At 72.2% G+C, this 22,458-nt stretch carries 7 protein-coding genes; all 7 read left to right on the top strand.

Features of this window, described 5'->3' with window-relative positions; translation table 11 throughout:
- The first annotated feature begins 274 nt into the window (after positions 1-274).
- Positions 275-13,462, top strand: a complete 13,188-nt coding sequence (locus tag JOC24_RS21915) for a type I polyketide synthase (protein WP_205022065.1) — start codon at positions 275-277, stop codon at positions 13,460-13,462.
- A 44-nt stretch (positions 13,463-13,506) separates the two neighbouring features.
- A complete protein-coding gene (locus JOC24_RS21910; protein ID WP_205022064.1) occupies positions 13,507-15,129 on the top strand; it encodes a bifunctional 3-(3-hydroxy-phenyl)propionate/3-hydroxycinnamic acid hydroxylase MhpA in 1,623 nt (540 codons plus the stop codon).
- Positions 15,130-15,164: 35 nt separating this feature from the next.
- Entirely contained in the window at positions 15,165-16,058 is an 894-nt protein-coding gene (locus tag JOC24_RS21905) for an SAM-dependent methyltransferase (protein WP_205022063.1), read from the top strand.
- Between the two features lie 62 nt (positions 16,059-16,120).
- On the top strand, positions 16,121-18,976 hold the full coding sequence (locus JOC24_RS21900; protein WP_205022062.1) for a helix-turn-helix transcriptional regulator: 2,856 nt from the start codon (positions 16,121-16,123) through the stop codon (positions 18,974-18,976).
- Between the two features lie 54 nt (positions 18,977-19,030).
- Positions 19,031-19,558: a YceI family protein gene (locus tag JOC24_RS21895; protein WP_205022061.1), complete on the top strand. Its 528-nt coding sequence runs from the start codon at positions 19,031-19,033 to the stop codon at positions 19,556-19,558.
- Entirely contained in the window at positions 19,555-20,445 is an 891-nt protein-coding gene (locus JOC24_RS21890; RefSeq protein ID WP_205022060.1) for an ROK family protein, read from the top strand. The genes JOC24_RS21895 and JOC24_RS21890 overlap by 4 nt, the downstream gene beginning before the upstream one ends.
- 235 nt (positions 20,446-20,680) lie before the next feature.
- Positions 20,681-22,458 (top strand): type I polyketide synthase (locus tag JOC24_RS21885; protein ID WP_205022059.1); only part of this gene is annotated, 1,778 nt, incomplete at its 3' end.

Here is a 22,458-nt window from a genome sequence, read left to right as displayed (position 1 = left end):
GGTGCCTCCTCCCGGTCCCCCGACGGGACCGGGGAAGGCGCCCGCACCGGGAGAGCCGGGTCGGTTCCGGGGGGCCCGGGAGCGCCCGGAACCGGATGCCCTGCCCGGTTCCGGGGAAACCGGAACCCCGCGGAGTTAGGGATGCCCTAGGGGGCCGCTAGGGGTACGGCGGGGGACAGGCCCCGCCCGACACTGGGCACTGACTCGCCCACTGCCGTGGGTGGCAACGGATACCGGCCGTGCGAGGTGCCTCGCCGACCGACGGAGTGGTGAGATGCTGCGTACCGAACTGATACGGCCGCTGCCCGAACTCCTCAAGGCGCACGCCGACCGGTTCGGGGACAAGGTGGCCTTCCGGGACGCCCGCCGTAGCGTGACCTACGCCGAGCTGGAGCGCCGCTCGGGAAGGATCGCCGGTCACCTCGCACGGATGAGGCTGCAGCCGGGCGACTGCGTGGCGATCCTCCTCGGCAACTGTGTCGAAGTCATCGAGAGCTACATGGCCGTCGTCAGGGCCAGTGCCATCGGATCGCCGTTCAATCCCCGTGCCACCGACGCCGAACTCGCGTATCTGCTCGAGGACAGCAACGCGCGCGTGGTCATCACCGATCCGGCCCACGCCGATCAGCTGGGGCGGGTCCTGGCGGACCGGAGCGACGTGCGGGTCGTCGTCACGGGCGACGCGCCCGCGGGGACGCTGAGCTTCGAGACGCTCGCGGGTACGGAACCGGCCGTCGGGCCGCGGGACGACCTGGGACTGGACGACCTCGCGTGGATGCTCTACACCTCGGGGACCACGGGCCGGCCCAAGGGCGTCCTGTCCACCCAGCGCAACTGCCTCTGGTCGGTGGCGGCCTGCTACGCACCCGTACCGGGACTGAACTCCGAGGACCGGGTGGTGTGGCCCCTGCCGCTGTTCCACAGCCTGTCCCACATCGCGTGCGTGCTGGGCGTCACCGCGGTCGGCGCGACGGCCCGGATCGTGGACGGCTTCGAGGCCGAGGAGGTCCTGGACGCCCTGCGCGAGGACTCGGCGACCTTCCTGGCCGGCGTGCCCACCATGTACCACTACCTGGTGCGGGCAGCGCGCCGCCAGGGATTCAAGGCGCCCCACCTGCGGATGTGCCTCGTCGGCGGCGCCATCACCACGGCTTCGCTGCGCCGCTCCTTCGAAGAGGCCTTCGGCGCGCCGCTGCTCGACGCGTACGGATCCACCGAGACCTGCGGCTCCATCACGATCAACTGGCCGACCGGCGCCCGGGTCGAGGGTTCCTGCGGACTTCCGGTGCCCGGTCTCGGAGTACGGCTCGTCGACCCGGAGACCGGCGAGGACGTCCCCGCGGGACGCGAGGGCGAGGTCTGGGTGAGCGGGCCCAGTGTGATGGCCGGCTACCACAACCAGCCCGAGGCCACCGCCGAAGCGATCCGGCACGGCTGGTACCGCACCGGCGACCTGGCCCGGCGCGACGCGGCCGGCTACTTCACGGTGACCGGCCGCATCAAGGAACTCATCATCCGCGGCGGGGAGAACATCCACCCCGGCGAGATCGAGGAGGTCCTGCGAGGGGTCCCCGGCGTGGCGGACGTGGCCGTCGTCGGCCGACCGCACGAGACGCTCGGTGAGGTGCCGGTCGCCTGCCTGGTCCCCGGGCCCGAAGGGCTGGACCCGCAGGCTCTGTTCGCGGCGTGCCGCAAGGAACTCTCGTACTACAAGGTGCCCGAGGAGCTCTACGAGATCGCCCGGGTGCCCCGTACGGCGTCCGGCAAGATCACCCGGCACGTCCTGCTCGAACAGCCCGCGCGACTGCGCGCGGCCGGTGCCAGCCACTACGAGTCGTTGTTCCGGCTGGACTGGATCCCGCTGCCCTCGGTACCGCCGCCGCCCGTGGTCCCCTGCCGGTGGGCGCTGGTCGGCCCGGGTACGGAGGAGCTGACCGCGGGACTGATCGACCAGGGCATGCTGGTGTCGCAGCACTCCGGTCCGACGGCCCTGCTGGACGCCCCGTCCGCCACCGGTGAAGCGGCCCCGGACGTCACGGTGCTCGCCCCCGTCGCGGGATCCGCCGACGACGTCGGCGTGGTGCGTGAGCTGACGGACCACATCGACGCCTGGCTGGCCGACGACCGGTTCAGCGGTGGCCGGCTGCTGCTCGCGACCGGGCGGGCGGTCGCCACCGCGTCCGACGAGGACATCCCCGACCTGTGGCAGGCAGCGCTGTGGGGCCGGCTGCGTGACATCCAGAGGCAGCATCCCGGGCGCATCGTCCTCGCCGACCTGGACGTCTTCGACGCGCGGTCCGGTGCGGTGCTGCCCACTCTGCTGTCCGGCGCGGAACCGCAGTTCGCGGTGCGTTCCGGCATCGCTCTGCTGCCCAGGCTCACCCGTGCCGCCGCCCCCGCACCCGGCGAACGGGAACCTGCGCCGGACCCCCGGCGCACGGTGCTGATCACCGGTGCGGACGGGACCGCAGCGGCGGAGGCCGCACGGCACCTGGTGATCGGGCACGGCGTCCGCCACGTCCTGCTGATCAGCGAACAGGGCCCGCGCGACCGTGGCGCGGTCGAGCTCGAGGCCGAGCTGACCCGGGCCGGGGCCCGGGTCGTGCTGGCGGCCTGTGACCTCACGGAGCGCGCGGCGCTCGCCGACGTACTGACCCGGATCAAGCGCCCCCTCACCGCTGTGGTGCACACCCCGGGAGCAGGTGCGGGAACCGGGGACGACCCCCTGCGCACGGCGGCACTCCAAGCCCTGAACCTGCACGAACTGACCCTCGACGCTAACCTCGACGCCTTCGTCCTCCACTCCTCGGCGGCCGGTCTCCTCGGTGCGGCCGACTCACCCGGACACGGCGCTGTCGCCGCCTTCCTCGACGGACTGGCACAGAACCGCCGTGCCGCCGGACACGCCGCGCTGTCCCTGGCCTGGGGGCCCTCCGAGGCGTACGACGGAGACACGGGGACGGCGACGCCCGCCGGCGTCGGCCGTCTGACCGCGCACGACTGCCGCGCCATGTTCGACGCCGCCCGGACCGTGGACCACGCGGTCCTGGTGCCGATGCGGCTGGACTCCGCGACGCTGCACACCGACGAGGTCCCCGCGCCACTGCGGGGCGTCATCGAGTTGACCCCGCGTGCGCCCGCCCCGGACGAGGCCGGCAGCGCGGCACTGCGGGAACAACTGCTGGCCGTCGCGGACAACGAGCGGGAACGGGTGCTCCTGGAGCTCGTGCGCGCCCACGCGGCCCGCGTGCTGGACCTGCCGGAGGGCGCAACCGTCGGTGCGGACAGGGCGTTCAAGGAACTCGGCTTCACCTCCGTCGCGGCCGTCGCGCTGCGGGGCGCACTGACCGGGGCCACCGGCCTGCGCCTGTCGGCGACCGTCGCCTTCGATCATCCGACTCCGGTGGCCCTCGCCCGCCACCTGCGTTCACTGCTGCTCGGCGACGCCCCGGCCGTCACCTCGCCGACGCCCTCCGCAGTGGCGTCCGACGAACCGGTCGCCATCGTCGCCATGGGCTGCCGGCTGCCCGGTGGAATCACCTCCCCCGAGGAGCTGTGGCAGCTCGTCGAGCTCGGCCTGGACGGTGTCACGGCGTTCCCCGACGACCGTGGCTGGGACGTCGCGGCCCTCTACGACCCCGACCCGGACCGGCATGGCACCACCTACGTCCGCGAGGGTGGTTTCCTCCCCGACGCGGGTGACTTCGACGCGGACTTCTTCGGGATCTCGCCGCGCGAGGCACTGTCGATGGACCCGCAGCAACGCCTCATCCTCGAGACGTCGTGGGAGGTCTTCGAGCGGGCGGGGATCGATCCGACATCGCTGCGCGGCGAGAACGTCGGCGTGTTCTCCGGGCTCATGCACCACGACTACGGCACCGACGCCCCCGAGGGCGTCGAGGGCTACATCGGCACGGGCACCGCGGGCAGCGTCGTCTCCGGCCGGGTCGCGTACACCCTGGGGCTCGAAGGCCCCGCGATCACGGTGGACACCGCGTGCTCCTCCTCGCTGGTGGCGATGCACCTGGCGGCGCAGGCACTGCGGTCCGGCGAATGCTCGATGGCGCTGGCCGGAGGCGCGGCGGTCATGGCCACGCCCGGCTCCTTCATCGAGTTCTCCCGCCAGCGCGCCCTGGCACCGGACAGCAGGTGCAAGGCATTCGCGGCGGCCGCGGACGGCACCTCCTGGTCCGAGGGCGTGGGTGTCCTGCTCCTCGAACGCCTCTCGGACGCGCAGCGCAACGGGCACCGCGTGCTCGCACTGCTGCGTGGATCGGCGATCAACCAGGACGGCGCGAGCAACGGCCTGACCGCTCCCAGCGGACCCGCGCAGCGCAGGGTCATCCGCCAGGCGCTGGCCAACGCCCGCCTGGAAGGCCACGAGGTGGACGCCGTCGAGGCGCACGGGACGGGCACCACCCTGGGCGACCCCATCGAGGCGCAGGCACTGCTGGCGACCTACGGGCAGGACCGGTCCGCGGACCGCCCGTTGTGGCTGGGCTCCCTGAAGTCGAACATCGGGCACGCCCAGGCCGCCGCAGGGGTGGCGGGCGTGATCAAGATGGTGATGGCGATGCGGCACGGCGTGCTGCCGAGGACCCTGCACGTCGATGCGCCCTCCCCCCACGTCGACTGGACCTCGGGCGCGGTGGAACTGCTGACCGAGGCCCGCGACTGGCCCGAGACGGGACGCCCCCGGCGGTCGGCGGTGTCCTCGTTCGGGGTGAGTGGCACCAACGCCCACGTCATCCTGGAGCACGTTCCCGAGACCGTCCGGGGGAGCGAACGTGACAAGGGCGGGGGCGAGGGACACGGCCCCCTGCCGCTCCTGGTCTCCGGGCGCGGGGGACAGGCCCTCGCCGCCCAGGCCGTGCGCCTCGGCGAGCACCTCGCGACCCGTCCGCGACTCGGACTCGGCGAGGTCGCCCACGCGCTGGCGACCACCCGGGCCGCGCTCGAACAGCGCGCAGTCGTGGTGGCCGACGACCTCGACGAGGCGCGCTCCGCGCTGGACGCCGTGGCCGCCGGGCGCCCCACCAAGTCTGTCGTCGCGGGCACCGCCGACACCGAGGGCAAGGTGGTGTTCGTCCTGCCGGGCCAGGGCTCCCAGTGGGCCGGGATGGGCGCCGAACTCCTCGACGTGTCGACGGTGTTCGCGCAGCACATGGCACTGTGCGCGGAAGCGCTCGCACCGCACGTCGACTGGTCCCTGTCCGACGTGGTCCGGCAGGTTCCCGGAGCACCCACCCTCGACCGGGTCGACGTCGTACAGCCCGTGTCGTTCGCCGTCATGGTCTCGCTCGCACAGGTGTGGCGGTCCCATGGTGTCGAGCCCGACGGGGTCGTCGGCCATTCGCAGGGCGAGATCGCGGCGGCCTGCATCGCCGGGGCGCTCTCCCTGCCGGACGCGGCACGGGTCGTGGCGTTGCGCAGTCGCGCCATCGCCCAACATCTCGCCGGGAGGGGCGGCATGATGTCGGTCGCCCTGTCCGCCGAGGAGGCGGGCAGGTGGCTGGACGGCGCCCCGTACGGGGCACGGCTGTCCCTCGCAGCGGTCAACGGGCCGTCGTCCGTCGTCGTCGCGGGAGCACCCGAGGCACTGGACGCCATGGCCGGAGACCTGACGGCCGAGGGTGTCAGGGTGCGCAGGATCCCCGTGGACTACGCCTCCCACTCCGCCCAGGTCGAGCGCATCGAGGCCGACCTCGCGAGCGCACTGGCGCCGATCGGCCCCCGCCGCTCGGACATCCCGTTCTACTCCACCGTCCACAACCGCTGGATGGACACGCGCGAGCTGGACGCCGACTACTGGTACCGCAACCTCCGCGGGACCGTGAGGATGGAAGAGGCGATCCGCGCCCTCCTGGCACAGGGCTTCGGGTTCTTCGTGGAGGTCAGCTCACACCCCGTCCTGGTACCGGCGGTGCAGGCCACCGCCGAGGACGCGGGCGGCGGCGCCGTCACCGTCGTCGGCACCCTGCGCAGGGACGACGGCGGCACCCGGCGGCTGCTGACCTCGCTCGCCGGGGTCTGGGTGCGCGGCCTGGCCGTCAACTGGCCGACCACGTCGTCGGGTCCGGGCGTCGACCTTCCCACGTACGCGTTCCGGCGCCGCCGCTTCTGGCTGCAGGGGTCGTCGGACCGGAGCACCCACGCCTCCGAAACGCCGGTGGACCCCCTGGAGGCGTCGTTCTGGAAGGCCGTCGACAGCGAGGACCTGGAGGCCCTGGCCGCTTCCCTGGCAGCGGGCGGCCAGGACGACGCCGACGGGCTCGGCGCGGTCACCGACGCGCTGCCGGTGCTCGCCGCATGGCGTCGGCAGCACCGGGAGAGGTCCGCCGGCGAAGCATGGCGCTACCGGGTGACCTGGAAGCGCCTGCCCGGCTCCGCCCGTGACGAACTGCCCGGCAGGTGGCTGGTGATGACACCCACCGCCTCGAACGGTCCCGACGAACGCACCAACGGTGTCCTCGACGGGCTGCGCACCCGTGGTTCCGTATGCGTGCGGATGGAGGTGAACGCCCCGGACACCGACGCGGGCGAGCTCGCCGCGCGCATCCGGGAGGAAGCCGCACAGCCCGGCGGAATCAGTGGAGTGCTCTCCCTGCTGGCCTTCGACGAACGGGCCGTGGCCGGATCCCCGGCACACACCGCCGGCCTGGCCGCCACGGTCGCGCTCGTGGCGGCCCTCGGGACGAGCGGTGTCGACGCCCCGCTCTGGGCGCTCACGTGCGGGGCGGTCGCGACGGGTCCCGACAACCCGGAGACCAGCCCGGCGCAGGCGATGGTGTGGGGACTCGGCAGAGTCGTGGCACTGGAACATCCGCACCGCTGGGGCGGATTGGTGGACCTGCCCCATACCCTCGACGAACGGGCGCTGCGCCGGCTGGCCGGCGCCCTGAGCGGCACGGACGGTGAGGACCAGCTGGCCGTCCGCCCGACCGGGGTCTTCGCCCGACGCCTCACGCCCGCGCCCACGGGCGGCGCTCCCGCCGTCCGCCCGTGGAACCCCCGCGGCACCGTCCTGGTGACCGGCGGAACCGGAGGCGTCGGCGCGGAGGTCGCCCGCAGGCTCGCGTCCGACGGCGCCGCTCACCTGGTCCTGACCGGCCGGCGCGGCCCGCAGGCACCAGGGGCGGAGCGACTGGCCGACGAGATACGCGCCTCGGGGGCGCAGGTGACCCTCAGCGCGTGCGACGTCGCCGACCGGGACTCGGTGCGCCTCCTCCTCGAGTCGTTGCCGGGGGAGCTCACCGCGGTGGTGCACGCCGCGGGCGTGGGACAGAACAGCCTGCTCGCGGACACCACACCCGAGGAGTTCGCCGGCGTCCTCGCGGGCAAGGCGGCCGGTGCCGCGCACCTGGACGAGCTCCTCGGGGACGCCGCACTGGACGCGTTCGTCCTGATGTCGTCCAACTCCGGTGTCTGGGGCGGCGGCGGCCAGAGCGCGTATGCCGCGGCCAACGCCTTCCTGGACGCCCTCGCCGAGCGGCGCCGAGCCCAGGGGCGCACGGCGACCTCGGTCGCCTGGGGCGCCTGGGGCGGCGGCATCGGGCTCGGAGCGCGCGACGGGGCCTCCGAACGGCTCCGCCGGGCGGGTGTCCGCGAGATGGAACCCGCCACCGCCGTCTCGGCGCTGATACGCGCCGTCGAGAACGACGACACCTGCGTGTCCGTGACGCACATGGACTGGCAGCGCTTCGGCGCCGCGTTCACCATGTCCCGTCCCAGCCCGCTGATCGCCGATGTGCCGGGGGTGCGGGGCACGAGGACGGACGAGAAGGAGCAGCACGACACACCGAGGCCGGCCGGGACCCTCGCCGGACTCACCGGCCCCGGGAGCGACAGGCTGGTGCTCGACCTCGTGCGGGCCCAGTCCGCCGCCGTGCTCGGTCACTCCGGAGCTGCCGCCGTGGACGCGACCCGCGCCTTCCGCGACCAGGGTTTCGACTCCATGACCGCACTCGACCTGCGCAACCGCCTGGCTGCCGAGGCGGGCCTCGCCCTGCCGTCCACGATCGTCTTCGACCACCCTAGCCCCACCGCCCTGGCCGCCCATCTGCGCGGCCTGCTGCTCGGGGAACAGGCCGTCACGGCGCAGGCCGCCCCCGGCGGGGCGCGCGACGACGACCCGATCGTGATCGTCGCCATGAGCGCCCGGCTGCCGGGCGGCATCGCCTCGCCCGAGGACCTGTGGGAGCTCGTCGAGGGCGGCGGCGACGCCGTGTCCGACTTCCCCACCGATCGTGGCTGGGACGTCGAGAACCTCTTCGACCCGGATCCGGAGCGGACCGGCAAGTCCTACGTGCGGCACGGCAGCTTCCTGTACGGGGCCGGGGACTTCGACGCCGCCTTCTTCGGCATCTCGCCGCGCGAGGCGCTGGCCATGGACCCGCAGCAGCGCGTCCTGCTGGAGACGGCCTGGGAGGTCGTGGAGCGGGCCGGCATCGACCCCGCGGCCCTGCACGGCAGCCGTACAGGGGTCTTCGTCGGCGCCATGCACCAGGACTACGGCACGGGGCAGAGCCCGGCCCGGCGCGGAGCCGAGGGGTACTTCGTCACCGGCAACGCGGCCAGTGTGCTGTCCGGCCGGGTCGCCTACACCCTCGGCCTCGAAGGCCCCGCCGTCACGGTGGACACCGCCTGCTCCTCCTCCCTGGTCGCCCTACACATGGCCGCCCAGGCGCTGCGCTCGGGCGAATGCGACCTGGCGATGGCGGGCGGGGTGACCGTCATGGCCACCCCCGACGGTTTCGTCGAGTTCTCCCGCCAACGCGGGCTCTCCACGGACGGCAGATGCCGTGCCTTCGCCGCCTCCGCCGACGGCACCGGCTGGTCCGAGGGCGCCGGGCTCCTGCTCGTCGAGAGACTGTCCGACGCCCGCCGCAAGGGGCACCCCGTCCTGGCCGTGGTGCGCGGCACGGCGATCAACCAGGACGGCGCGAGCAACGGACTGACCGCGCCCAACGGGACGTCCCAGCAGCGTGTCATCCGCCAGGCGCTGGCCGATGCGGGCCTCACCGCGCCGGAAGTGGACGTCGTGGAGGCCCACGGCACGGGTACGACGCTGGGCGACCCGATCGAAGCACACGCGGTGCTGGCGGCCTACGGCCAGGACCGGCCCGAGGGCCGGCCGCTGTGGCTGGGCTCCCTCAAGTCCAACATCGGTCACACACAGGCCGCAGCCGGTGTGGCCGGTGTGATCAAGATGGTGATGGCGATGCGCCACGGCGTACTGCCCCGGACCCTGCACGTCGACGAACCCTCTCCGCACATCGACTGGGCCTCGGGCGCGGTGGAGCTCCTGACCGAGGCACGGGACTGGCCCGACCTGAACCGGCCCCGGCGGGCCGGGGTGTCCTCCTTCGGGATCAGTGGCACCAACGGGCACGTGATCCTGGAGCAGCCACCCGTCGGCGGACCGGCCGCCCCCGAGGCGCGCAGGCCCCTGCCGGCCGTCCCGTGGCTGCTCGCCGCACGTACCCCGGAGGCTCTGTCCGCACAGGCCGCACGCCTGGTGGCCGTACTGGAGCGGCCCGACGCTCCCGAACCCGCCGACGTCGCCTACTCCCTCACCCCACGCTCGCACCTGGAACACCGCGCGGTCCTCGTGGCCGGCGACGGTGAGGACCCGCTGCCCGGGCTGCGCGCGCTGGCGCACGGCCGAAGCGCCGCACCCCTCGTGCAGGGCACGCACGCGGGTGGCCTGACCGCCGTCCTGTTCACCGGCCAGGGCGCGCAGCGTCTCGGCATGGGGCGCGAACTGTACGACGCCTACCCCGCTTTCGCCGAGGCTTTCGACACGGTGTGCGCGGAGCTCGACCCCCGTTCGGAACGGCCACTGCACAGCGTCCTCCTGGGAAGCGACCCCGCGCCGCTGGAACAGACGGCGACGGCCCAAGCGGCCCTGTTCACCGTCGAAGTGGCCCTGTTCCGCCTGATGGAGTCCTGGGGTGTGCGGCCCGACGCCGTCGCCGGACACTCGGTCGGTGAGATCGCCGCCGCACACGTCGCCGGCGTCCTGTCGCTGGCCGACGCCTGCGCGCTGGTCGCCGCCCGCGGGGCACTCATGCAGTCCCTGCCCGCAGGTGGCTCCATGATCGCTGTGGCCGCGTCCGAGGACGAGGTGCTGCCCCTGCTCGCGGGTCTGGAGGACCGGGCGGGCATCGCGGCGGTCAACGGGCCGTCCGCCGTGGTGCTCTCAGGTGACGAGCAGGCTGTTCAGGAGCTGGCGGCGCAGTTCACCGCGCGCGGTACCGAGACCCGGAGGCTCCGGGTCAGCCACGCCTTCCACTCGCCGCTGATGGACCCGATGCTCGACCCGTTCCGCGCGGTGGTGGAGAAGCTCCGCTTCGAGGCGCCCCGCATCCCCGTCGTGTCGACCAGCACCCCGGAAGCGACCGGCTCCGACGTCCTGTGCGACCCGGACCACTGGATCGACCAGGTGCGGCGGCCGGTGCGGTTCCACGACGCGGTACGCACCCTGCACAGCCAGGGCGTCGACACCTTCCTGGAGCTCGGCCCGGGCGGCGTCCTCACCGCGATGGTCCAGGACTGCCTCAGCGACGTCAGCGACACAGTCGCCGCCGTCCCGACCCTGCGACGCGACAGGCCCGAACCGCAAGCGGTCGTCTCCGCCCTCGCGCAGCTCCACGTCCGGGGCGTGCCGGTGGACTGGGCGGCCCTGTTCGAGGGCAGCGGATCACGCAGGGTCGACCTGCCCACGTACGCCTTCCAGCACCGGCGCTACTGGCTGAACCCGGCCGGTGCCACACCGGACGCGGCGGCGGCCGGCCTCACCGACGCCGGCCACCCGCTGCTCCGCGGCACCGTCACGCTGCCGGACAGCGACGGGGTGCTCGCCACCGGCAGGCTGTCCGTGTCCACCCATGGCTGGCTAGCCGACCACCAGGTGGGCGGACAGGTCCTGGTGCCCGGCACCGCGCTGGTGGAGGCGGCCGTGCGGGCGGGCGACGAGGCCGGGTACCCGGTGCTCGAAGAGCTCGTCATCGAAACCCCCCTCGTGCTGCCCGACCACGCCGCCGTGCAGCTGCAGGTCGCGGTGTCCGCACCGGACGCGACCGGCCGCCGTCCCGTGGGCGTCCATTCCCGTCCCGCCGACGCGGACCCCGACGCCCCCTGGACCAGACACGCGGGCGGCCTGCTGGCCGAGGACGTCACGGAACCGCTGCCCCTCTCCGCCGAGTGGCCGCCCCGGGGCGCCGGGCTCGTCGACTCCCAGCACTTCTACCCCTCCATGGCGGAGGCGGGCTACGTCTACGGGCCGGCCTTCAGGGGCCTGCGGTCCGTGTGGACCCGTGGCGAGGAGATCTTCGCCGAGGTCGCCCTGCCCAAGGACCACGAGGACGACGCACGGCAGTTCGGCCTCCACCCCGCGCTGCTCGACGCGGCGCTGCACGCCGCGAGCTTCGGCGCACTGGCCGGCATGGGACAGGGCACGCTCCTCCTGCCGTTCGCGTGGACCGGTGTCACCCTGCACGCCTCGGGCGCCTGCGCCCTGCGCGTCAAGGTGACCCCTGCGGGTCCGGACGCCTTCGCCCTGGAGGCCACCGACGCGGACGGCCTGCCGGTGCTGTCCGTCGAGTCCCTTGTCTTCCGCCCGGTGTCCGCCGACCGGACGCACACGGGGCCGTCGACGTACGACCGGCTGTTCCACCTCGACTGGCCGTCCGTGCCGGTGCCCGAACACTCCGATCCGTCACAGCGCCTGGAGTACGTCGACCTCACGGACACGCCGGCCGGAGAAGGCCCTGGCAGGGTCCGGGACCTGCTGGGGCGGGCTCTGCACGCCGTACGGTCCTGGCTGGACGAGGAGCGGCCCGCATCCGAACGGCTGGTGGTGCTCACCCGTGACGCGTGCCTGCCCGGCACCGACCCGGCCGCCGCCGCCGTGTGGGGCCTGGTGCGTGCCGCCCAGTCGGAGAACCCGGACCGCATCGTCCTCGCCGACATCGACGCCGAGGTCTGTTCGAGAAGTGCCCTGCCGCGAGCCGTCGCCTCGGGGGAGGCGCAGTTCGCAGTCCGGGCCGGTGAGGCACGGGTGCCCAGGCTGGCACGCGTCCCCGCCGAGACACCGGCCGAGGGACGGCCGCTGGACCCGGAAGGAACCGTCCTGATCACCGGCGGCACCGGAACCCTGGGCGCACTGGTCGCCCGGCACCTGGTCGCCGAACACGGTGTTCGCAGCCTCGTGCTGGTCAGCCGCAGTGGCGGGGACAGCACCGGGGCCCGCGCCCTGGACGCCGAACTCACCGCACTGGGCGCCCACGTGACGTTCGCCGCCTGCGACGTCGCCGACCGCGAGGCACTCGCGGCCGTCCTCGCGGCGATCCCCGCCGAACGGCCCCTCACCGGTGTCGTACACGCCGCGGGTGTGCTGGACGACGGGGTGCTCACGGCGCTCACCCCCGAGCGTCTGGACACCGTGCTGCGGCCCAAGGCCGACGCGGCATGGCACCTGCACGACCTGACCCGGGACACCGGACCGGCCGTCTTCCTGCTGTTCTCCTCGGCGTCCGGCCTCCTCGGCACACCCGGCCAGGCCAACTACGCCGCGTCCAACGCCTACCTGGACGCCCTGGCCCAGTACCGGCACACCCAGGGGCTGCCCGCGACGTCCCTCGCCTGGGGACTGTGGGCCGAGGCCTCCACCATGACCGGCACCCTCGGCACTGCGGAACTGGAACGTGGCCGGCGCGGCGGCATGGACGCCCTGACCTCACGGGAGGGCATGGCGCTGCTGGACACCTCACTGCGCCTGGGACACGCGAAGCTGATGCCCGCCAAGCTCGACCTACGGGCGTACGGCACGGAAGCCGACGCCGTACCGCCGCTGCTGCGCGGCCTGACGCGCGCCACCCGTAAGAGCTCACGCGGTGGCGCCTTCGACGCGGCACGCGTCCGGACGGAGGAACTGACCGGCCTGGACGCGGCGGATCTGGAGTCCGCGCTGCTGGAGCTGGTACGCGCCGAGGCGGCGACCGTGCTCGGTCACGGTTCCACCGGGACCATCGACTCCGACCAGGCGTTCAAGGACGTCGGATTCGACTCCCTGACGGCGGTGGAGCTCCGCAACCGGCTCGTCGGCGCCACCGGGGTCCGGCTGCCGGCGACCTTGGTCTTCGACTACCCGACCCCCCTCGCGCTGGCCCGGTGCCTGACCGAGCGGCTCCGCCCGGAACGGCCCGCCACGCCGGCCGCCGGTGCGCAGCCGCTGATGCTGGCCGACGAACTGGACCGGCTGGAAGCGGCGTTCGCACACGCGGACCCCGATGAGGAGCTGCGGACCGAGCTCATGGCGCGGCTGTCGCGGCTGGAAGCGCTGACCTCCACCTGGGGGCCCGCGGGCCGCATCGACGACGAGGACGACGCGTTCGACTTCGACACGGCCTCCGACGACGAGATCTTCGGGCTCATCGACAAGGAACTGGGGTCGTCCTGAACACCGTTTCGGGTCCCCGCTGCAGCGTTCAGGGAGATACAGACGTGGTGAACTCCGATGTGCTGATCGTCGGATACGGGCCGGTGGGCCAGCTGGCGGCGATCCTGCTCGCCCAGTACGGCCGCACGGTCACCGTGGTCGAGCGGTGGCCGGAGCCCTATCCGATGCCCCGCGCCGTCGCGTACGACGGCGAGGCGGCCCGCATCCTCGCCTCCGTGGGTGTCGCCGACCGCCTCGACTGCGTCCGGGAACCCACCGGCGAGTACGTGTGGCAGAACGCCCGCGGCCAGACGCTGATCCACATGGAGGTGCCCGGGAAGAGCCCGTCGGGCTGGCCCGAGTCCACGTCGATGTACCAGCCCGGGCTGGAGGCCGCCCTCGCCGCACGCGGCGCCGAACTCCCCGGTGTCACCGTCCACCGCGGACGGACCGCGGTCGAACTGACCGGCCACGAGGACCACGTGGAGGTCGTCGCGGAGGACGCCGACGGCAACCGGCACACGTACGGGGCCCGTTGGGTCATCGGCTGCGACGGCGCAAACAGCTTCGTCGGCAGGCACATCGAGACGACGGTCACCGACTACGGGTTCTCTCACGACTGGCTCATCTGCGACGTCGTCACCCACGACAAACGCGAGTACACGCCCAACAACCTCCAGATCTGCGACCCCGCACGGCCCAGGACCGCGGTCTCCGCAGGTCCCGGCCACCGACGCTGGGAGTTCATGCGGATGCCCGGCGAGACGGTCGAGGAACTCGGGCGGGTGACGACCGTGTGGCAGCTGCTGGGGCTGTTCGGCCTCACTCCGGACAACGCCACCCTCGAGAGGCACGCCGTCTACACCACCCAGGGCACCTGTGCCGACCAGTGGCGCTCCGGAAGGCTGCTGGTCGCCGGCGACGCCGCACACGTCATGCCGCCCTTCGTCGGGCAGGGCATGTGCTCGGGCTTCCGCGACGCCGCCAACCTGGCGTGGAAGCTGGACCTCGTCCTGGACGGCCGTGCCGACGACGAACTGCTCGACACCTACACCGTCGAACGCAGCGCACACGTACGGCCCGCCATCGAGACGTCGATCGCGCTGGGCAACGTCATCTGCCAGACCGACCGCGCCGCCGCGGCGGGGCGTGACGCCTTCATGCTCGCCGCGCGTATGCGCGCCCGCGGCGGCCGGGCCCAGGCCGCCCCTGACGGGCCCTCGCTGGCCGACTCCCTCAGCGGCGGTTTCCTGCGCACCGGGGCCCCCACCGCCGAGGGGGCCCCACGATCGGCCGGCCCGCTCGTCCCGCAGGCGGAGGTGGCACGCGGCGGCTCCCGGGGGCTCCTCGACGACGTCGTCGGCACCGGCTTCGTCCTGCTCTGCACCGAGGACCCGCGCCTGCTCCTCGGCACCGCCGACCTGGCCCTCCTCGACACCCTCGACTGCCACCTCGTACAGGTCCTGCCCGCAGGGACCGCGCCCGAGAAGGCGGGGGAACACGCGGTCGTCGACACCGAGGACCTCTATCTGCCCTACCTGGCCGGGCTGCCCGGCCCGGGAACGGGCGGTGCGATCGGCATGCTCGTACGCCCGGACTTCTACCTCTTCGGCGCCGCCCACAGCCCCGACGACCTGGTCGAGCTCATCGCCGACCTGCGCGCCCGTCTCGGCCGGACCACCACCTGAACCTCCCCACCCACCCCACGAAAGGCAGTACCTCCATGTTGGAAGCGGCCAAGCAGTTCGGGAAGCTCATCCAGATGATCTCGACGGGTGACCCCGTCAAGCGGACCCGGCGCCTCTACCAGTTCATGCCGCCCAGTTTCGAGTTCGTGGACCGCACCACCACGTACTGCAACTTCGGCTACTGGAACGACGGATGCGTCAGCCTCGACGATGCCGCGGAGGAACTCGCCACCCGGCTGGGCGACGCCGCCGGCATAGAGGCCGGCGACACCGTGCTCGACCTCGGATTCGGCTACGGAGACCAGGACTTCTCCTGGGTCCGCAACAGGCAGCCCAAGAAGATCCACGGCCTGAACATCACCCCGCACCAGATAGAGGCCGCCCGAGCCCGTGCCAAGGCGGAGGGACTCGAGGACCGACTCGAATTCCAGCAGGGATCCGCCACCGACATCCCCTTCCCGGACAACACGTTCGACAAGGTGGTCGCCCTCGAATCCGCATTTCACTTCTACCCGCGCAGCGCGTTCTTCGAAGAAGCCTTCCGGGTCCTGCGGCCCGGCGGCGTACTCGCCGTCGCCGACGTCCTTCCGACACACGACGCGGTCGTACGCAAGGAACTCAAGTCCCGTGCGCTCAGCTGGATTCTCCTCAGTTACGACGAGGAGAACTGGTACACCTCCGGGGTCTACGCCGAGAAGCTGGCGAAGGCCGGCTTCGAGGAGAACCGCGTCGACTCGATCCGGGACCGGGTCTGGGAGCAGTACCGCACGTTCATGGTGAACAAGATCGAGAGTCCGGAATACAAGAACCTGGTCACGCCCACCCAGTACAAGGGAATCAGCCAGAACTGGAGTGACCAGGAACTGCTGAAGAAGGAGCTGGCCACCATCGACTACGTGATCGCGGTCGCCCGGAAACCGACGATCTGAGTACGCCCCGGACGAGGGGCCGTGCTGGGACAGCAACAGCGTGCAAGGGCAGGGGTCGAAGGGTGCATCTGGTCGAGCGTGACGAGCATGTGCGGTATCTGGACGGGCTGCTGGACGAGTGCCGCGGAAGACGGGGGCACGTCGTCGTGCTCGACGGGCCGGTCACCACGGGCAAGACCGAACTGCTGCGGGTGTTCACCGAGCGCGCGTCGAGTGACGTCGTCGTGCTCCGCGCGACGTGCTCGCGCGCTGAGCGCACCCTGCCCTTCGGTGTCCTGACCCAACTGCTGCACAGCGCCAGCCTGCCCCTGGACATCGCGGACCGCGCCTCACAGCTGCTGAAGGAGGGGGCGGCTTCGGACGCACTGTCGCGAACCCACCACGACACCGTCGAACCGGAAGCCGTCCAGATCTTCCAGGGCCTCGGCGTCGTACTGCTCGACCTGGCCGCGGAATCCCCGGTACTGATCGCGGTCGACGACGTCCAGCACGCCGACGAGTCATCCCTGCACTGCCTGCTCCACATCGTCCGCAGGATCGGATCGGCGCGAATCCTGGCCGTCCTGACCGAGGACGCGGAACTCGGGGCACAGCACAGCCCGTTCCGCGCCGAACTCCGACGCCAGTCGCAGTTCCACCGGCTGCGCCTGGCACCGCTCACCCGGGCAGGCGTGGCCGAGGTGCTCCGGGGCCGGCCCGCCGGCCGTTCCTTCGAGCTGGAGGACAAGGCCCCGCCGCAGCCCCCGGGGGACGGTACGGACCCGTGGGACGCGGACGACTTCTTCCGGATCAGCGGCGGCAACCCCCTGCTCCTGCACGCCCTCATCGAGGACCATCACATCGCGGGTGAGGCACGTGCCCAGGGTTATGGGCTGGCCCTGCTCAACTGCCTGTACCGGGACAAGCCCGCGATCGCGCACGTGGCTCGCGCCGTCGCGGTCCTCGACGAGGAGGGGACCGTCAAGGAGCTGGCCCAACTGGCCGGAGCCGACACGGAGGCGGTCGGCCGCGCCCTCCACCACATGGACGCGGCCGGTCTGACCGACAACGGTGTGTTCCGCCACCCGGTGGCCCGCTCGACCATCCTCGACGGCCTGCAGGCCCCGGACCGGGCGGCTCTGCACCGCCGGGCCGCACAGCTCATGCACGCACGGGGAGCGTCGGCCATGACCGTCGCCCACCACCTCGTGGAGTCCAGGCACACCCAGGGCCCCTGGGCGGTCCGGGTACTGCTGGAGGCCGCCGATCAGGCACTGCTCGGGGGCAGGGCCCGGCTCGCGACGGACTGCCTCGCACTCGCCCACAGATCCTGCGGCGACGAGCAGGAGCGGCCGGGCATCAGAGCACGACTGGCCCAGGCCGAATGGGAACTCAACCCCGCGGCGGCCGCGCGTCATCTCACCCCGCTGACCGCGGCGGCGGGCACCGGCCAACTGGGCCACTGCGACCTGCTGGTCCTGCTCCGGCACCTGCTCTGGCACGGACGCAGGGGCGAGGCCGAGACCGTTCTCGAACGGATCCGCGGAGCCCGGCCCGACACGGACCGGACGCCGCAGACCGCACCGAAGCGGAACACCGAACTGTGGCTGGCCGCCACCCATCCCCAGCTCGCCCGCAGACACCAGGGGCCCGTCCCTGCCGATGACGGGACCCCCACCTTCGCCGACCCCCGCGGCGATCCGTGGCTGCGGTCGGCCGCCGAACTGGCAGGCCTGCTGACCCACGGGCCCGGTGAGCCGACCGCGGACCGCGCCGAACGGGTCCTGGACGGCCTCGGCCTGGGCCTGGGCCGTACCTCGCCCTGGACCGAGGAAGCCGTACAGCTGGCCCTGCTCGTCCTGATCTGTGCGGGACGCCTGCGCAGCGCGGCCGAACAGTGCGAGAACCTGCTGGCCGAGGCGGGGTCACGGGAGGCCCCCGTCTGGGTGGCGATGGCCTACGCGACACGTGCCGAGATCGACGTCAGGCAGGGCGACCTGGCAGCGGGGGCCGAGCACGCGCGACAGGCTCTGACCCAGCTTCCGCCCCAGGCGTGGGGCGTCGCGATCGGCTTCCCGCTGGGCAGCCTCGTCCTCGCCCTGACAAGGATGGGCCACTACGAGGAAGCCGCGAAGCACCTCACCTTCTCCGCGACCGACGCCATGTTCCAGAGCCGCTACGGGCTGCACTACCTCCACGCCCGCGGCCACTACTACCTCGCCACCGATCACCCGCACGCCGCGCTCGCCGACTTCATCTCCTGCGGCGAACTCCTGCGCACATGGGGCCTCGACGCCGCGGCCCTCATACCGTGGCGAACCGGCGCGGCGGAGGCATGGCTCCGCCTCGGCAACCGGGACCAGGCCAGGCGGCTCCTCCACGACCAGCTGGCCGGGGCGGGCACGGACAGACCGCGCGCCCGTGGCTCCGCCCTGCGGCTCCTCGCGGCGACGAGCCCCGCCGCCAGACGTCCCGAACTGCTCACGGAGGCGCTCGATCTGCTGGAGGACTGCGGCGACCGCTACGAGCAGGCCAGAGCCCTCGTCGACCTCAGTCGCAGCCACCACGAGCTCGAGGAGTACCGGCGGGCCCGCATGGTCTCCCGGCGGGCCTGGCACGTGGCCAACCTGTGCGACGCCCGTCCACTGACGAAGGAACTCCTCGCGACCACGGGCGACCTGAACGGCCCCGACACGGCTTCCGCCGGCATCGACGGGATCCCCTCACTCACCGGCTCGGAACGGCGCGTCGCCTCGCTGGCCGTCATGGGCTGCACCAACCGCGAGATCGCGAGCAAGCTCCACATCACCGCGAGCACGGTCGAGCAACACCTCACCCGCGTCTACCGCAAGCTCAAGGTGAAACGCCGAAAGGACCTGCCTGTGGATCTCCGCAGTGATGTGGTCAAGACTGAACGAGTCCAACTCGACTGCGGCTGAAGTCCATTCCCCTTCTCCGCACGCCCCACCCGAACCCCCTGCAGAGGTAGTGAGATGTCCCAGACAGAGGCGAACGCCCTGACCGTGCCGGCCCCCGGCACGTACACCATCGACCCCGGCCGCAGCAGCATCGCCTTCCGTACCCGACATGTCTTCGGCCTCGCGGGCGTCGACGGTTCCTTCTCCGTCCTCAGCGGCCAGATCCGGGTCGCGGACGAAGCCGCGGAATCCGGCGCGACGGCCGTCATCGACGCCAACAGCTTCACCACGGGCAACGGAACACGGGACGACGTCGTACGCTCGGACAAGTACCTGGCCACCGCGACGCACCCCCACATCACGTTCACCTCCGACGCGGTACGCGAGGCCCAGGGCTCGTACACCCTGCACGGCGAACTGACCGTCCGCGCCACGACCCGGCCGGTGGAACTCCTCATCGAGCAGTCCCGGAGCGGGCCGGACGGGATCAGCTTCCGCGCCACGACGAAGATCGACCGGTACGCCTTCGGTATCACCGCCGACAAGGGCATGACCGCCCGCTACCTGATCCTCACCCTCGACGTCGTCGCCTCGCCGGCGTGACCGTTCTCGGAATCGACGTCGGGGGCACCAAGGTCGCCCTGCGGACCGACGGGGGGACAACCGCTCGCAGCGCGGTGTTCCCCTGGCCCCCGACGAGCAGTGTCGCGGACGACCTGGAAGCTCTCACCAGGAACGTCCGCGCGCTGCTCGACGACGCTCCGCAGCCCGTCGAGGCCGTCGGCGTCGCCATGCCGGCGACCGTCGGCCCGGACGGCCTGGTGACCACCTGGCCGGGCCGCCCCAGCTGGACGGGACTGGACCTTCGCGCCGCGCTCCATTCGCTCTTCCCTCGAAGTGCCGTGCTCTGGGCGGACGACGGAGACCTCGCCGCCCTCGCGGAGGCGGACGAAGCTGACTGCCAGGACGTCGTCTACGTCGGTGTCGGGACCGGCATCGGTGGCGGGATCGTCCTTGACGGACGCCTCTGCCCCGGAACCTCCAGAGGCTCCTGCGAGGTCGGCCACGTGATCGTCGACCCCAAGGGACCGAGGTGCGGCTGCGGACGCCGCGGGTGCGTACAGGCCGTCGCCTCCGGACCGGCCACCCTGAGCCGGGCCGGCCACCTGCGTGGTGAGCCCGTCGGCTTCGCCGAGCTCGCCGAAGGACTGCGGCACGAGCGGGACTGGGCCGTCACGGCGATCGGAGAGAGCTGCGACGCCCTCGCCGTGGCGATCGTCAACCTCAACGAGCTCATACGTCCCTCACTGGCCGTGATCGGCGGCGGCTTCGCCGACGGACTGCCCGGCTTCGCCGACACCGTGGCCGAACGAGCGCACGCACTCGCCCGGCCGGGCCACCCTGTCGCCCAGGTACGCGCCGCCGCGCTCGGCGGCCTGTCGTCCCTACGCGGTGCCGTTCTCCTCGCCCGTGGCGCGCATTCCGGGTAGGGGGACTTCGGGGTAGGGGGCTGAGCCAACCCCCTAGGGGTTGTCCGGTTCTACGGAGCCCCCGTAGATTCCCCGAGTAAGGGGAACAATTCGAGTGCTGCGGAGTGCTTCGGATGAGCGGCACCGCGAAACAACCGTAAGGAAATCGCGCTGACGCTGAGCCGATTTCCGTGTTGACGGACCTTTGACGGTGGGTCGAAATTCACCTGCTGGCCGCCGCGACGGGTTGGGTTGAGTGGACAACGAAGAGAAGCTCCGTGAGTACCTGAAGCGTACGACCGCAGACCTGCGCCGTACGCGACAGCGCCTCCGCGACATCGAGGCCCAGGATCAGCAGCCCATTGCGATTGTGGGAATGAGCTGTCGGTATCCGGGTGGAGTGGCGAGCCCCGAGGACCTGTGGCAACTCGTCGCCACCGGCGCCGACAGTATCTCCGCATTCCCGGACGACCGCGGCTGGAATCTCGGCAATCTTTATGAGCCCGACTCCGGTCAGGACGGGAAATCCGCCACGGAGGAAGGCGGATTCCTTCACGATGCGGGTGAATTCGACGCCGGATTCTTCGGGATCTCGCCGCGCGAGGCGCTCGCGATGGACCCCCAGCAGCGGCTGCTCCTCGAAACCTCCTGGGAGGCGTTCGAGCGGGCCGGCATCGACCCGGCCACCCTGCGCGGCAGCCGTACGGGCGTGTTCGCCGGGCTGATGTACCACGACTACGCGGCCCGTCTCGCGGCAGTGCCCGAGGGCGTGGAAGCCTTCCTGGGCATCGGGAACTCGGGCAGCGTCGTCTCGGGCCGAGTCGCGTACACCTTCGGTCTCGAAGGCCCCGCCGTCACCGTCGACACGGCGTGTTCCTCGTCGCTGGTCGCCCTGCACCTGGCGGTGCAGTCGCTGCGCAAGGGCGAGTGCACGATGGCGTTGGCGGGCGGCGTGACGGTCATGGCGACGCCCGGCACCTTCGTGGACTTCAGTCGTCAACGCGCCCTCGCAGGCGACGGGCGGTGCAAGTCGTTCTCGTCGACCGCCGACGGTACCGGCTGGTCGGAGGGTGTCGGCGTCCTGGTGGTGGAGCGGCTGGCGGACGCGCGGCGCAACGGTCACGAGGTCCTGGCGGTCGTCCGGGGCTCTGCGGTGAACCAGGACGGTGCGTCGAACGGTCTGACGGCACCGAACGGGCCTTCGCAGCAGCGTGTCATCCGGCAGGGCCTGACGAGCGCGGGCCTCAACGCCTCGCAGGTCGACGCGGTGGAGGCGCACGGCACGGGGACGAAGCTGGGCGACCCGATCGAGGCGCACGCCCTGCTGGAGACCTACGGGCAGGAGCGTCCGGAGGGCCGGCCCCTGTGGCTCGGTTCGATCAAGTCGAACCTCGGCCACACCCAGGCAGCCGCTGGTGTGGCCGGGGTGATCAAGATGGTGATGGCGATGCGGCACGGTGTGCTGCCGCAGACGCTGCACGTGGACGAGCCGACGCCTCAGGTGGACTGGGAATCCGGCGACGTCCGGCTGCTGACGGAGTCGGTGGCGTGGCCGGAGACGGGGGAGCGCCGACGGGCGGGCGTGTCGTCGTTCGGTGTGAGTGGCACGAACGCGCACGTGATCCTTGAGCAGGCTCCTGAGGCGGAGACGGCGGACGTGGCAGGTACCTCGTCGTTGCCGGTGGTGCCGTGGGTGGTGTCGGCGAAGTCCGAGGCGGGTCTTTCGGCGCAGGTGGAGCGCTTGTCGGCGTTCGCCGCGGATCGGAACCCGGTGGACGTCGGGTTCTCGCTGGTCACGACGCGTGCGGTGATGAATCACCGTGGGGTGGTCATCGGGGACCGGGTGGTGCTTGGTTCTACCGCGCCCGGTGGTCTGGCGGTGTTGTTCTCGGGTCAGGGTGCGCAGCGCTCGGGTATGGGCCGTGAGCTGTACGGGGCGTATCCGGTGTTCGCGGACGCCTTCGACGCTGTGTGTGCGGAGCTGGACCGTCATCTGGACCGGCCGCTTCGCGAGGTGGTGTTCGAGGGTGGTGA

This window comes from Streptomyces sp. HB132 (assembly GCF_016909575.1).
Taxonomy (GTDB): Bacteria; Actinomycetota; Actinomycetes; order Streptomycetales; family Streptomycetaceae; genus Streptomyces.
This window is presented reverse-complemented; position numbering and strand designations above follow the sequence as displayed.